At 43.6% G+C, this 13,306-nt stretch carries 10 protein-coding genes, 2 tRNA genes, 2 pseudogenes and 1 riboswitch; of the genes and pseudogenes, 7 read left to right on the forward strand and 7 right to left on the reverse strand.

The window, feature by feature from the left end:
• The first annotated feature begins 142 nt into the window (after positions 1–142).
• Together BQ9856_RS20060 and BQ9856_RS20065 are read left to right on the forward strand one after the other, a co-directional pair.
• The gene (locus BQ9856_RS20060) at positions 143–322 is read left to right on the forward strand and encodes a hypothetical protein (RefSeq protein WP_077609371.1); all 180 of its coding nucleotides are present in this window, start codon (positions 143–145) and stop codon (positions 320–322) included.
• Between the two features lie 182 nt (positions 323–504).
• Positions 505–1,652: pseudogene (locus BQ9856_RS20065) on the forward strand (IS91 family transposase).
• Positions 1,653–1,998: 346 nt separating this feature from the next.
• Here BQ9856_RS20065 and BQ9856_RS20075 read toward each other — a convergent pair.
• Both BQ9856_RS20075 and BQ9856_RS20080 read right to left on the reverse strand, forming a co-directional pair.
• A tRNA-Gly gene (locus tag BQ9856_RS20075) sits at positions 1,999–2,069 on the reverse strand.
• A gap of 43 nt (positions 2,070–2,112) precedes the next feature.
• Positions 2,113–2,185: transfer RNA gene (locus BQ9856_RS20080), tRNA-Phe, on the reverse strand.
• Positions 2,186–2,348: 163 nt separating this feature from the next.
• On the opposite strand from BQ9856_RS20080, the gene BQ9856_RS20085 reads away from it, so the two are divergent.
• On the forward strand, positions 2,349–2,897 hold the full coding sequence (locus tag BQ9856_RS20085) for a PadR family transcriptional regulator (protein ID WP_077609373.1): 549 nt from the start codon (positions 2,349–2,351) through the stop codon (positions 2,895–2,897).
• Positions 2,894–4,525, forward strand: coding sequence for an NAD(P)H-dependent oxidoreductase (locus BQ9856_RS20090; protein ID WP_077612596.1), 1,632 nt, complete (start codon positions 2,894–2,896; stop codon positions 4,523–4,525). Before BQ9856_RS20085 ends, BQ9856_RS20090 begins: the two co-directional genes overlap by 4 nt.
• A gap of 290 nt (positions 4,526–4,815) precedes the next feature.
• Here the strand turns inward: BQ9856_RS20090 and BQ9856_RS20095 are convergent, their stop codons facing one another.
• On the reverse strand, positions 4,816–5,307 hold the full coding sequence (locus BQ9856_RS20095) for a MarR family transcriptional regulator (protein ID WP_235839265.1): 492 nt from the start codon (positions 5,305–5,307) through the stop codon (positions 4,816–4,818).
• Between the two features lie 164 nt (positions 5,308–5,471).
• On the opposite strand from BQ9856_RS20095, the gene BQ9856_RS20100 reads away from it, so the two are divergent.
• Both BQ9856_RS20100 and BQ9856_RS20105 read left to right on the forward strand, forming a co-directional pair.
• Positions 5,472–6,050 carry a cyclase family protein gene (locus BQ9856_RS20100; RefSeq protein WP_077612597.1) on the forward strand — a complete coding sequence of 193 codons (579 nt, stop codon included), beginning with the start codon at positions 5,472–5,474 and terminating at the stop codon, positions 6,048–6,050.
• Positions 6,051–6,113: 63 nt separating this feature from the next.
• Positions 6,114–6,188: riboswitch (Fluoride riboswitch) on the forward strand.
• 55 nt (positions 6,189–6,243) lie between these two features.
• On the forward strand, positions 6,244–7,425 hold the full coding sequence (locus tag BQ9856_RS20105; RefSeq protein ID WP_077612598.1) for a cation:proton antiporter: 1,182 nt from the start codon (positions 6,244–6,246) through the stop codon (positions 7,423–7,425).
• Here BQ9856_RS20105 and BQ9856_RS20110 read toward each other — a convergent pair.
• Together BQ9856_RS20110 and BQ9856_RS20115 are read right to left on the reverse strand one after the other, a co-directional pair.
• Positions 7,422–8,295 (reverse strand): annotated as a pseudogene (locus tag BQ9856_RS20110) (DUF1848 domain-containing protein). The gene BQ9856_RS20105 and the pseudogene BQ9856_RS20110 overlap by 4 nt on opposite strands.
• A 9-nt stretch (positions 8,296–8,304) precedes the next feature.
• Entirely contained in the window at positions 8,305–8,736 is a 432-nt protein-coding gene (locus BQ9856_RS20115) for a hypothetical protein (RefSeq protein WP_077612599.1), read from the reverse strand.
• A gap of 69 nt (positions 8,737–8,805) precedes the next feature.
• On the opposite strand from BQ9856_RS20115, the gene BQ9856_RS20120 reads away from it, so the two are divergent.
• Complete coding sequence (locus BQ9856_RS20120; protein ID WP_077612600.1) at positions 8,806–9,198, forward strand: desulfoferrodoxin family protein; 393 nt, start codon at positions 8,806–8,808, stop codon at positions 9,196–9,198.
• A gap of 33 nt (positions 9,199–9,231) precedes the next feature.
• Here BQ9856_RS20120 and BQ9856_RS20125 read toward each other — a convergent pair whose 3' ends face one another.
• The gene (locus BQ9856_RS20125) at positions 9,232–11,175 is read right to left on the reverse strand and encodes a methyl-accepting chemotaxis protein (protein ID WP_077612601.1); all 1,944 of its coding nucleotides are present in this window, start codon (positions 11,173–11,175) and stop codon (positions 9,232–9,234) included.
• A 219-nt stretch (positions 11,176–11,394) separates the two neighbouring features.
• Complete coding sequence (locus tag BQ9856_RS20130; RefSeq protein WP_077613468.1) at positions 11,395–13,305, reverse strand: ABC transporter ATP-binding protein; 1,911 nt, start codon at positions 13,303–13,305, stop codon at positions 11,395–11,397.
• Position 13,306: the final 1 nt, after the last annotated feature.

Raw genomic sequence — 13,306 nt, forward strand, 5'->3', positions numbered from 1 at the left:
CCTTAACCACAAACGAGTCCCTCTGATTAAACTTTATGAAAGGGCTTTGGCAAAATACCGCTGCCGCTCTAGTGGAAAATCTGCTTGATTTTCTATCCCATCTGTTTCATACTGGAAGTATTCAAAGATGGGAGGCGCTTCAATGGATCCAAAACAATTAGAGGAACTCAGACAAAAATATATCAAAAATCCTCCGGAAGGCATGACTGCCAAGCTGGTAAAAGGTATGACCGATTCTGACTTGCTTGACATGCATTATTTCCTTATTGAGGATGATGACCTTGATGATGATGAATTTGAAGAAGGGTTTTATATCTTCTAACTCAACATCGTCTGTTACCTATGCCCTGCTTTTGCAGGGCTATTTGTTTACATAAACCATAATTCGTGAGGAATTTCCTATTATACAAGAAAGTGCCTTCGGCACTTCAGCTCCCCTGGCCCCTCAATCTTGAGGGGAATTAGGGGATTCCTTTCTCTGACTTCTTCTCTTATAATAGTCTTATGAACCTTTTGCAAAATATTTTTAGTGACCATTATGAAGAGATGATTTATACTCAGCATCCCCGCGACTCTGTCATTGAGAATGTGGATAAAATGTTAAGCTGCGGCGATCCTTCTTTTGGCGGCACCATGTATGCCTGTCCTGGCTGCCGCTTTCTTAAGTTTCGTCCCTTTCGCTGCCACAGCCGTTTCTGCCCCACCTGCGGCAACAAATATTCCATCGAGCGCTCTACTTCCATGGCTTCTAAGCTCATTTACTGTACACACCGGCATTGTGTCTTTACCATTCCGGAAGAACTCCGACACTATTTCCTTGATGACAGGACTCTTTTGCACTCCCTTTTTTCTGCTGTTCGTAGTGTTGTTCTTCGCATGTTCCACAACATTAATAAATCCGAGTCCCTGATTCCCGGTTTTATCTGTGTTCTTCATACCTTCGGCCGCGACTTGAAATGGAATCCTCATATTCATTGTCTTATCTCCGAAGGCGGCGTTGGTTCTTCCCTTCAATGGCGCAGGGTTACTTACTTTCCCTTTGTTTTCCTGCGGTTTGCCTTCCGTATTTCCCTTCTTAACTTACTTCACTCCCGGCTTGGCGATTCTTTTAAGCAGATGAAAGCTTCCATTTATAACAATCATAAGGATGGTTTTTATGTCTATGCCGAATCCAAAGACTGTGAACCTGACATAGTCCTTAAATATGTTGGCCGATACCCTGGACGCCCTGTCATTGCCTCCTCCCGCATTGACTCTTATGATGGCGACACCGTTACGTTTCACTATAACAGGCATGAAGACAACGCACTTGTCACTGAATTGATTCCTGTTATAGAATTTATTTCCAGACTGATCCAGCACATCCCGGAAAGACAGTTTAAAATGATCCGCTATTACGGACTTTATGCCCGGCATAAAGAGCAGGACAAAAAACTTTATCGCATCCTTTAATCCTCTCTTCTTTTGGTTATGATCCTTTAAAATGCCCCTGTTGCGGGTGCATCATGGAGGTAATGGAAGTCTGTTACAACCACAAACCAGTCTCTCTGCAGGAACTATACGAAAGGGCCATGAGGAAATACAAAGGCAGGTCACCTGCACAAAAAAACTATACAGTACACTCCTCCCATTCTAAAATCAAAGTATCTTAATTTTAATTGGAGGTGGGCACTATTACTAACAAAGAACTTGCAGCGAAACTTCGCATAGAATATGCGAAAAATCCTCCGGACGGAATGACCGCTGCCGAAATCCTGCGCATGAAGGATGAAGTCCTTCTTGATATGGATTATTTTCTTCACGAAAATGTATTTAGCGAAGATGATGAAAATGATGGTTTTTTTATATTTTAGTCCAGCCCATCGTCTGTTTTTGATGCTCTGCTTTTGCAGAGCATCAAATTTACATAAACCTTTTTACACGAGAACTTTTCTATCACATGAAAAAAGCTACATTCTCATTGGCTTATTACCAACAAAAATGTAGCTTATAACTTGAAGCGGGTGATGGGAATCGAACCCACGTATCCAGCTTGGAAGGCTGGTGTTCTACCATTGAACTACACCCGCGCAGAACTCAAAAAGCATTTCAAAAGTGCTCTAAAAAGCACAATGCCCAAAGCCGGAATCGAACCAGCGACACGAGGATTTTCAGTCCTCTGCTCTACCAACTGAGCTATCTGGGCACAATCAATTACAACATGAATAATTCTACAGGATTTCTCCTGTCTTGTCAAGCTAAGTTTTCTAAATTATGTCAAAAAATTCATGATCCTAAAATACTTCTTTATTGACACTATTATAATTTTATAATATTATAATTTTATAATATAATCTGGAGGCACAGACATGTCACTTTCCCATAGCATATTAGGATTTCTCTCCTATGGAAGCATGACCGGTTATGATTTGGCCAAAGCGTTCGGATCATCCGTTAAATTTTTTTGGTATGCACAGACCAGTCATATTTATCATGAACTGAATAAGCTGGAACAAAAACAGTTTGTCACCTGTGAAATCATCGTTCAAACGGAAAAGCCAAACAAAAAGCTCTACTCCATCACTGAGAGCGGAAAAAATGAATTCTTACGCTGGCTTTCAAGTGAAAACCATGAATTTTCCAAGGGGATCAAGAACGCATTTTTAATGAAGGTGTTTTTTTCAGGCTGCAAACCGCCGGATCAATGCATTGCCATGTTAAAAAGCTTTTCCGATGACTGCAAAAAATATCTCATTGAAATGAATGATATTCCCACCAGCATTGACCATTATGGCAAGCTTGTTAAACCTTATGAAAAGGTCTACTGGAATTTTACCGCAGATTTCGGTTACAGTTATATCCAGATGTGCATAGACTGGGCAGACCGGTGTATAAAAAAATTGGAGGAATTCGAATGAACGTGCTCGTACTAAACGGAAGTCCCAAAGGGGAAAAAAGCAATACTATACAGCTGACTAACGCATTCTTAGAGGGTATGGCGGAACGCACCGCACTGGATATTGATGTTCTGACTGTTTCTAATATGAATATCAAGCCATGCGTCGGCTGCTTTCATTGCTGGAGCAAAACCCCCGGCAAATGCTGTATCCATGACGATATGGCTTCTGTTATTGAAAAAATGCTGGCTTCTGACATCATAATCTGGAACTTTCCTCTTTATTATTATGGTTTGCCCTCACAGCTAAAAGCAGTCATTGACCGCCAGCTGCCCATGAATCTGCCGTTCATGGAAAAGGGAGCCAAGAACGGCTCAGACAGCGGTTCCCATCCTCCCAGATACGATATGACAGGCAAACGTTATGTCTTAATTTCCACCTGTGGGTTCTATACTCCAAAGGGCAATTATGATTCCGTTAACCTTCAGTTCGATCATTACCTGGGTAAGGGAAATTACGAAACCCTTTATTGCGGACAAGGGGAACTTTTTGGTGTACCGGAATTGCGCAGCCGTACCGAAAAATATCTTCAGAACGTCAAAACCGCAGGAGCAGAGTTTGCATCCAGCGGAATTACTGCCGTGACCAAAGAAACACTAAATGAACTTTTGTATTCGAGAGATGTTTTTGAACAAATGGCAAACGCAAGCTGGGAGGCGGAAGCTGAGTCCCCGTACCGTTCTGACCAGGCTCATGACAGCTCCCTGTCTTTTACAAAGCAGATGGCCGCTTTCTATAATCCGGCTGCCTGGGATGGAACAGATAAAGTCCTGGAAATGCACTACATCGATGTCGGTAAGACATACCAGATCATGCTAGGTAAAAACGGTCATAAACTTTTATCAGAAAACTTTTTGCCTCCCACCACTAAAATAGAAACACCTCTTTCTATATGGATGAGTATTGCAAAGGGAGAATTGGACGGCCAAGCCGCCATGATGGAGCACAAATACCGGGTGGAAGGTGACTTAAACTTAATGATTCACTGGAATGATTTTTTCGGACCGGGGGTGAATGCAAAAAAAGCAGCCGGTAACCCGATTCCTGAAAAGAGAACCAATATGGCTCTTATGCTGTTTCCCTGGTTTCCCATATGGTTTTTCATGGCTGTCAATCCAGGCATTGGAGGAGTTCTGGGAATTGCTGCAGGCGCGATCCTGCCTTTCTCATTTTTTAAATACAAAGCAACCATTTTTGAATGCATTTCCGGATTAACGGCATCATGCATCGGTTTACTCGCAGTATTTGGCTTTCCTGTTTCCATACTTTTACCGGCTTCCTACCTGCTTTTTGGAATCATGTGGAGCGTTACCGTTTTTTTAAAGATACCGCTGACCGCATACTACTCCATGTATGGATACGGAGCAGAAAAAGCCCTTAAAAACCTTCTCTTTATGAGAACCAACCGGATATTAACCGCGTGTTGGGGCTTCCTTTATCTTATCACTCCCATATGGACCTACTTTTTCATGCAGAACAGGCCCGCCATGCTCTTAGGTATTGTTAACTCCATTCTGCCTGCATTTTTGGGTATTTTCACCAATTGGTTTCAAAAATGGTATCCATCCTATTATGCAGAGAAATGTTAAACCATATGAAAGTTGTCCTCTTATATTTATAAAATAAAACTTGAGTTTCTGCAGATTTATCCACAAATCCTGATTTCATCCGCTTTGTTATATATTTCTCCCAAAGTCCGGTTCCGGCGGGGCTTGTTAAAGTGCTTCTAATTCTGTGACTGCCCATCATGATTCTTTCAAAAATTGGCAGAGTGGTACTTTAGAAATATATATTGATTTATTAATTACAGTTTGCGGAAACTCAAGAAGTTTTCTAAATTATGTCAAAAAATTCATGATCTCCACCCTTATTCTTTTTCTTAAAGCCATTCGTTTAATAAATCATCTATGAAATTATTTATGGTATTTAATTCTTTTTTATTATATTGACAAAGCAGATCCGCCAATTTTTTATTTTCAATTTCATGGAGCTTCCCATGAATATTAAAAATTTCTTTCCCGGATACGGTCAAGGTATAATATCGTTCTTTCTTATTGTTTTCCAAACGGTTTACCTCTATCAACCCTTTCTCCAGCAGCTTCACTGTTATTTTAGATATGGCTCCTTTTGTCATATTCAATTGTTTTGAAATAAAGGTCGTATTGCATGGACGGTTCTTACCGATACAGTCAATGACATGAATTTCTGAAAGTAAAAGGTTCTTAATTTCTTTATTGTTATATCCGTTTTCTGTCATCATTTCATTTAGAGATTTTTTATGGTCCTGAATACTGCCATTTATGGCATCAAATAAATTCGTCATCTTATTTAACAATAAATCAATTTCTAATTTCCCGCATTCGTTGCTCACAGTACCTGACTCCTTCTATCATAATTTCTTAAGAAACAATTATATTATACTGCTTATAAAGAATCTGTCAATATATTTCAAAAAATAGTTTACAAAGAAACAATAATGAGTTATATTAATATTGTTTCCCGGGAAAACAAATATTTTTTAGGAGGTATAAAAAATTGAAGATTGATTTAAGTTACAAAGTGGATAAAAAATTGCTGGAAGCATTAGGATTGGCTACCAAAGAGATCGCATCGGATATTGATAAGACCGGACATGTAGGTACACATTTCGATGTTATGGGCAGGGAATATTCCGTAGATAATATCATAACTCAAGGCAGGATATATGATATAAGCCATATAAAAGCCAGTGAAGTAAAAACAGAAGACCTTGATCTGACTTCGGTGAAAGAGAAGGATTTTGTAATATTTCACACGGGAATTTTGAAACGATTTGGTTATGGAACAAAAGAGTACTTTTCAAATTATACTGAATTATCAGATGAACTGATCGATTATCTGCTTAGCAAAAAGATAAGCTATATCGGTGTGGATATGGGAGGTGTCAAAGGGCCCAAGGATCATCCGCGTATCGATCAGTACTGTGCCGACAGGGGAGTTTTTATCATTGAGAATCTGAATAATCTGGAATTACTGTTAGAAAAAGCGGATAACAAACCATTTAAAGTGTATAATTTCCCGGTTAATTTTGATGGATTTTCAGGAATACCCTGCAGGGTAGTTGCTGAAGTATAATTGAAACGAAATTCCCATATCCTATATTTACTATTGTCAAAACTGTTAAAAAGTATTATAATACCGAATTAAGGGAATGAAGTTCTCCCTTGGGTCAGACCCTGAACCGCTTATAAAGCTGATGACTTCTGTGATGATAGAATCGCAGATGCATCAGCTTTTTTGATCGTATGCGTAGATTGGAGAAAAACATATGTTATTATCACTTGCACTTGTATTCCTATGCGGAATGGCACTCGGAAAAATTTTTGAGAAATTAAGGCTGCCAAGCCTCCTTGGTATGATTATGACGGGAATCATACTGGGGCCTTACGCTTTTAACCTGCTGGACAGCACCATATTAAACATATCAACGGAATTGCGCCAGATCGCATTGATCATCATTCTTACCCGGGCAGGCCTCAATCTGGATGTCAGGGATTTAAAGAAGGTGGGCCGTCCGGCTATCCTGATGTGTTTCGTACCCGCATGCTTTGAAATCGCAGGAATGTTATTATTTGCTCCCGCATTCCTGGGCATCACACACTTGGAAGCCGCGATCATGGGTACGGTAGTGGCTGCTGTTTCTCCTGCTGTTATTGTTCCCCGAATGCTAAAGCTCATAGAAAACGGTTACGGAACAGAAAAAAGCATCCCGCAGATCATCATGGCGGGAGCTTCTGTTGACGATGTATTTGTGATTGTGCTGTTTACGGCCTTCACAGGACTTGCCGGGGGCGGTACCATCAGCCCGCTGAGCTTTATAACCATCCCCACCTCTATCCTTTTTGGGCTCACCGGCGGAATCCTTATGGGGGTATTGATGTCCGTTTTCTTTACCAGGGCGCACATTCGTGACAGCAGTAAGGTAATCTTCATTTTGTCCGTTTCCTTCCTGCTTGTTACAGTGGAGCATAGCCTGAAAGGAGTCATCGGTTTTTCAGGTCTTCTTGCAGTCATGGCTTTAGGCGCCACCCTGCGCCAAAGAAAATATGAGGTTTCCAGGCGCTTATCCGTTAAATTCTCGAAATTGTGGGTCGGCGCTGAAGTATTATTGTTTGTTCTGGTAGGCGCCACAGTAAATATCAGCTATGCAATCCATGCAGGACTTATGGCCATCGCACTCATATTTTGTGTCCTGGCTTTTCGGATCCTCGGCGTTTTTGTATGTCTGGTTCGAACACCTCTTAATAAGAACGAACGGATATTTACAGCGATTGCCTATATCCCAAAAGCCACGGTACAGGCAGCCATCGGCGGCCTCCCTTTATCCATGGGGCTTGCATGCGGAAATATCGTGTTAACGGTGGCGGTCCTGTCCATATTGATAACGGCACCCTTAGGCGCAGCCCTTGTAGATATGACGTACAAAAAACTCCTGTCAAAGAGCTCCTAACTGAAAGCCTGCTTCTCCCGAATGGACTTTCCTTTCCGTTCCGTGATCCTGTCTCCTTCTTCCAGCCCTCCGCAAAGCAGAGGGCTATGTACCTCATACAATGCGTTCTTCCTCTCCACTGCGGCCAGGCTGTCATTGGCATAACAATACCTGCACCCGGACAAACAGGTGTCATAGGTCCCCACCTCAACGCTTTCTAAGCAGCCGCATTCCATTCTCTGGTTTTTATCCTTTCTCCGCACATGCTTCTATCTTAAGACCGTAAGTCCCTGCAACAGCCGCCAGTCTTCCGCTCAGCTTTAACATCCTCTCTTCATCCAATTCTTCTACCGAGATCCCTCTCATATTACGCACGGTTTTGCCGTACTGATCCAGAAAGCTGATCACAACCTTTTCCGCTGAACCGCATACGCCCTTGGCGATCTCCTCAAAGGCATGAAAATGATATTCTTCCCGATAGCGGTCATTTAAGAATATGGGATCATACCGCCAGACCATACGGTCCTTTCCCACCAATTCTGTCGTTTTCCGGAAAACGTCGGTCATATGTCTTTTATCCGGCAGCCCGGGCTCAATATCCCTGCCATATCCGGTCAGCGTGAATTGAATATAGCAGGGAATATCCCCCAGCTCATGGATCCGCTCCAGCATGGGTTCCGGGTTTTTCGTCCAGAATACGATGAGCTCCACCTGCTCCGGCGAAAGATCGATCCTGCTGATCTGGTGGCTGTTCATAGGATTTTTTACATAAAGGTACCCCTCCTTTAACCTGTTAAAAAACCAATCTGAATAAAACTGCGGAATATCAGTCCGTCTGCTGACACTGAGTATCATCCTATTTCCACTCCCGTCTCTTCTTAATAGAGACATTATACGCCGTTAAAGCGCGCTCTTCAACCGTTCCAGATTATACTCCTCAAATTTTAAAAGACGGTTCATCAAAGACAGAATATCCTTATCCGCCTCCTCTTCATACTGTTTCAGCCGTTTTATGCAGTCAATGACTCCCCGGGTGCTCCCCAATATCAGCATTTCAGCCATATGAGAGGCTGATTTGTCCACAAATGTTTTCATATCGATCATCAGATACGACATGATTTTTTCAAAATTTCCGATTTCCTTCTCCTTATATCCATACTGGTTAAGCAGCTTTCTTGCCTCTTCCTGTATCTGCTTATATTCATTAACCTGTGATTTTAAATGCTTTTTAAATGACTCATTATCTGTCATTGGCAAAAGTTGGTGTAATGTTTCTACTCCCATCTGGGAATTCTGATAAATGAAATTAAGCAGTTCCGCATCAGCGCTCATAATAATACCCCATTTCTTTTTTCTATTAGTATGACGCAAAAAAGAAGAATTTATGATTGGAGGATCCTCATGAATAACGAACCTGTATTTTTAACCGACAAAAACCATAATATCATTCTGGAAGCCATCTCCGGAACGCCGAATGCAGCACTTCCGGACAGCTTGAAGCCTTTTGAAATATTGGAACCCAATACTGCGGACGGGGCCGCAGAAAAGCATGTCCCGGTCATTGAAACAGAAGGAAACCATGTGACCGTAACGGTGGGCAGCGTGTTCCATCCCATGACCGGAGACCACAGCATTACCTGGGTCTGCCTCCATACAAAGGCCGGCGGCATCATGAGAGTGAGCTTAAGCCCGGAATGCGAACCAGTGGCCCGCTTTACGCTGGAGAAAGGCGATTCTCCAAAAGCTGCTTTCGCTTACTGCAATCTTCATGGATTTTGGAAAACAGAAGCATAACTTAAAAAAGCCTTCCCACCCAGGGACAGGCTTTTATTCTTCAGGCAATTTGAATTTTGCAACTTCCTGCCTTAAGGTCCGGGCCTGTGCCGCCAATTCTTCACTGGAAGCCGAACTCTCCTCCGCTGCTGCTGCATTGGATTGCACCACGGCCGATACTTCTGACAGTCCTTTACTGACCTGCTCCATAGCCTGAGCCTGTTCCTTAGAGGCCGATTCGATTTCCTCGATCACCTGTTCTACAAGAATGGATTTTTCGGCAATCTCCTTTAAGATCACTGCCGTTTCATCCGTCCGTTTCTTTCCCTCTGAAACCGCTTTTACCGTATGCCCGATCAGCTCTGCAGTCTGTTTTGCCGCCTCGGCGGATTTGGCCGACAGATTCCGCACTTCTCCCGCAACAACTGCAAAGCCCCGGCCCGCACTCCCGGCACGGGCAGCCTCCACCGCAGCGTTTAAAGCCAAAATATTGGTCTGAAATGCAATATCCTCGATCATTTTTGTGATGCCGGATATCTTTTCAGAAGATAAGCTTACCTCTTCCATGGCTGAATTGAGGCTCTGCATATACCGGTTGCCTGCGTTGACCCTCACCCCGGATTGATTTACATAATCTTTAGCATTCCGCACACGATCCGTATTTTTCACCGCCTTATCGGAAACATCCGCAATGGAAGCATTCAGTTCCTCCACCGTTGCCGCCTGCACGGCTGCTCCGGAGGCAAGGGCCTGGGAAGCACCGGAAACCTGCCCTGCACCGCGATTGACCTCCTCGGCGGAGGAACGGATATTTAATATGGTATCATTTAAGCGGGAAGCAATCATTTCCATAGAACTGCGTATGCCGTTAAATTCACCGGGATATTCACAATTGCTCTGAACCGTAAGATTCCCATAGGAAATCTCCTGCAGGAACCGGGAAATATCATAGATGATATCTCTGTATTTTCCCGCCATTTCATGGACCTTCTCCCCGATCCTTCCAATTTCATCACGGCGCTCCATATAAAGTTCAATGCTCAAATCTCCGGCAGATAACTGATCAATGGAATCAACCACCTTCCCGATCGGTCCTGTTATCCGGTCTGTGATCCGGAGCATGGCGAAAACTGCAAGGATCAGGGAGATAAGTCCCAAAATAACAGCGCTTAACATGGAGGTTATGACGCCGGACATAAATTCCGATTCGGATGCTGTCACATTTACCGACCAGCCATTGGTGTTTTTTACCGGAGTATAGGAACCAAACTTATTTTCTCCGTTCCACCGATAGAACCCGAATCCGGTTTCCCCGTTGACCATTGCAGTTTCCAGCTTTGCTATTTCCCCATACACCGCTTGATTGGTTTTTGCGGCCTCTGCATCATTTTGCTGCGATAATACCAGGGAAAAATCTTCATGAGCTACTTTCGTGCCATCCCGGTTCAGTATGTAGGTGCTTCCGGTATTTCCAAGCTTTGCATCCGAAATCATCGTCTCAAAAACAGAATAAGGAAATTCTATCATGATGACTAAGTCGTCATATGGGTATGCATATTCAAAGGACGCAGAATCCTTGTGAATGATTGGATCTGACAAAAAAGGGGTTCCTTTTTTTGCCTGCAGGTATGCATTGTCCTGCTCATAGGATTTCCCATTGACAACTGAAAGCCCGTCGGACGAAATGATATCGATGTTATTGAGGCCGTACTGGGAACATGAGATCCTTAAAAATATGCTGATATTGCCCTCCCTTTGCGCATTCCCTTTCATGTAAAGCGCAATCGACTCGGATATGATCGAATACGCTTCAAGCTGCTGGGTTATTTTTTCAGAGACCAGCTCGGAAGTTTCCTTTAAACTCTTGGACAATGACTTCCGGGTCGTATCATAAGTAAAACAAATGGAGCCTGTGGACAGTACGAATACAATGCAGATAATACACCCTATTGTGAACGATACCAGTTCTCTTTTTATTCCCTTGGATTGCCTTTTCATATTTCGTTATCCTCCGATATCCAATTTGCTCCTCTGCCGCTTGAAATTACAGCGGTTTAAAATATATATCGGACAGTATTCAGAAAACTATATGATTTTTACCAATATTTTACAATAACTTGTTCAATCTTTTACAGACAGTAAATAATCTAAAAAGCCGGTGCTGAAATCACTTCCAGCACCGGCCTTGCCTGAAGTCCCCGGCAGGCTTTTCGGTATCTAATCCAATTCGGCTGCTCCAGTATAGAGCTGATAATATTTGCCCTTCTCCGCAATGAGCTGTTCATGTCTCCCCCGCTCGATAATACGTCCATGCTCCAGTACCATGATGACATCGGAGTTCTGAACGGTGGAAAGCCGGTGAGCGATAACAAAAACCGTTCTTCCATTCATCAGCGCATCCATTCCCTTCTGTACGATGGCCTCTGTCCTGGTATCAATGGAGGAGGTAGCCTCATCTAAGATCATCACCGGCGGATCCGCCACAGCCGCACGGGCAATGGAAATGAGCTGCCGCTGTCCCTGGGAAAGACCTCCGCCGTCGCCTTCCAGCATGGTCTGATAGCCATCCGGCAGCATTCGGATGAATCCGTCCGCATTTGCCAGCTTTGCAGCCGCAATACATTCTTCATCTGTCGCATCCAGTTTTCCATAGCGTATATTATCCATTACGGTGCCGGTGAACAGATTGACATCCTGTAAAACGACGCCAAGAGAGCGGCGTAAATCAGCCTTTTTGATCTTATTGATGTTAATGCCGTCATACCGGATCCTGCCATCTGCGATATCATAAAACCGGTTGATCAGATTCGTAATCGTGGTCTTTCCCGCTCCGGTGGAACCCACAAAGGCCACCTTCTGACCCGGTTCGGCATAAAGGGTAATATTGTGCAGAACGGTCTTATTTTCCTCATACCCGAAATCTACATCCAGGAAACGGATATCTCCCTGCAACAGGGTGTAAGTAACCGTACCGTCGCTGTGGGGATGCTTCCATGCCCATGTATCCGTCCGTTCCTCACATTCTTCAATTTCACCGTTTACCATTCTGGCGTTGACAAGTGTAACATATCCGTCATCCTGCTCGTTCCTCTCATCCATCAGATCAAAAATACGTGATGCGCCGGCAAGAGCCATAATAACCATGTTAAACTGCATGGATATCTGTCCGATCGGGTTAACAAAGCTTCGGGACAGGGTCAGGAAAGAAACAATGGTACCGATGGACAGGGTGCCGACCCCTGTAAGGCTTAAGTTCGGAATCCCCGCAATGCCGGCCGCACCGCCGACAACCGCCAGTATTACATAGAGCATATAACCCATATTTCCAACCACAGGCATGGTGATATTTCCGTATTTGTTGGCCTGGGTGGCGCTGTAGCACAACTCATCATTTTTCCGGTCAAATTCTTCTTTCGCCTTTTCCTCGTGGCAGAAGACCTTCACCACCTTCTGTCCGTTGATGATTTCTTCAATATAACCGTTGACATCCCCAAGAACTACCTGCTGTTTTATAAAGTAAGTCCTGCTCCTGCCCACCAAAGCCTTGATCGTCTTTAAAAGCACGACCGTGAAAACAGAAACAATGACTGTCAGCCCAACGCTTAAATAAAGCATGGACAAAAACGCTGCCATGACAGAAACCACAGAAGAAAACATCTGGGGCAGGCTTTGGGAAATCGCCTGGCGCAGGGTATCGGTATCATTGGTATAGCGGCTCATGACATCCCCATGGGAATGGGTGTCAAAATACCGGATGGGCAGAGACTGCATATGGGTGAACATCTCGTCACGGATCTTTTTAAGCGTCCCCTGCTCAATGAACACCATGATCCAGTTATAGAACAGGGTGGAAAGTGCGCCGGTTAAGTAAACCGCACCCATAATTAAAATCATGCGGAACAGATCTGTAAAATCCGGTGCAGCCTGTCCTACAAGGGGAATAATATATTGATCGATCAGCGTCTGTAAAAACAAGGCGGATGCCGCACCGGCGGCCGCGCTTATTAAAATGCCGATGATTACGGCAATAAGCTGAATTCTGTACTGAGCCATATAGGAGAGGAGTCTTTTTATTGTACCCGGCTTAAAATGGCCCGGCGTCCTTTCGGGGACCTCCTTATTTGTCATC

Origin of the sequence: Clostridium sp. Marseille-P2415 (assembly GCF_900155545.1) — a bacterium.
Classification (GTDB): Bacteria; Bacillota; Clostridia; order Lachnospirales; family Lachnospiraceae; genus Lacrimispora.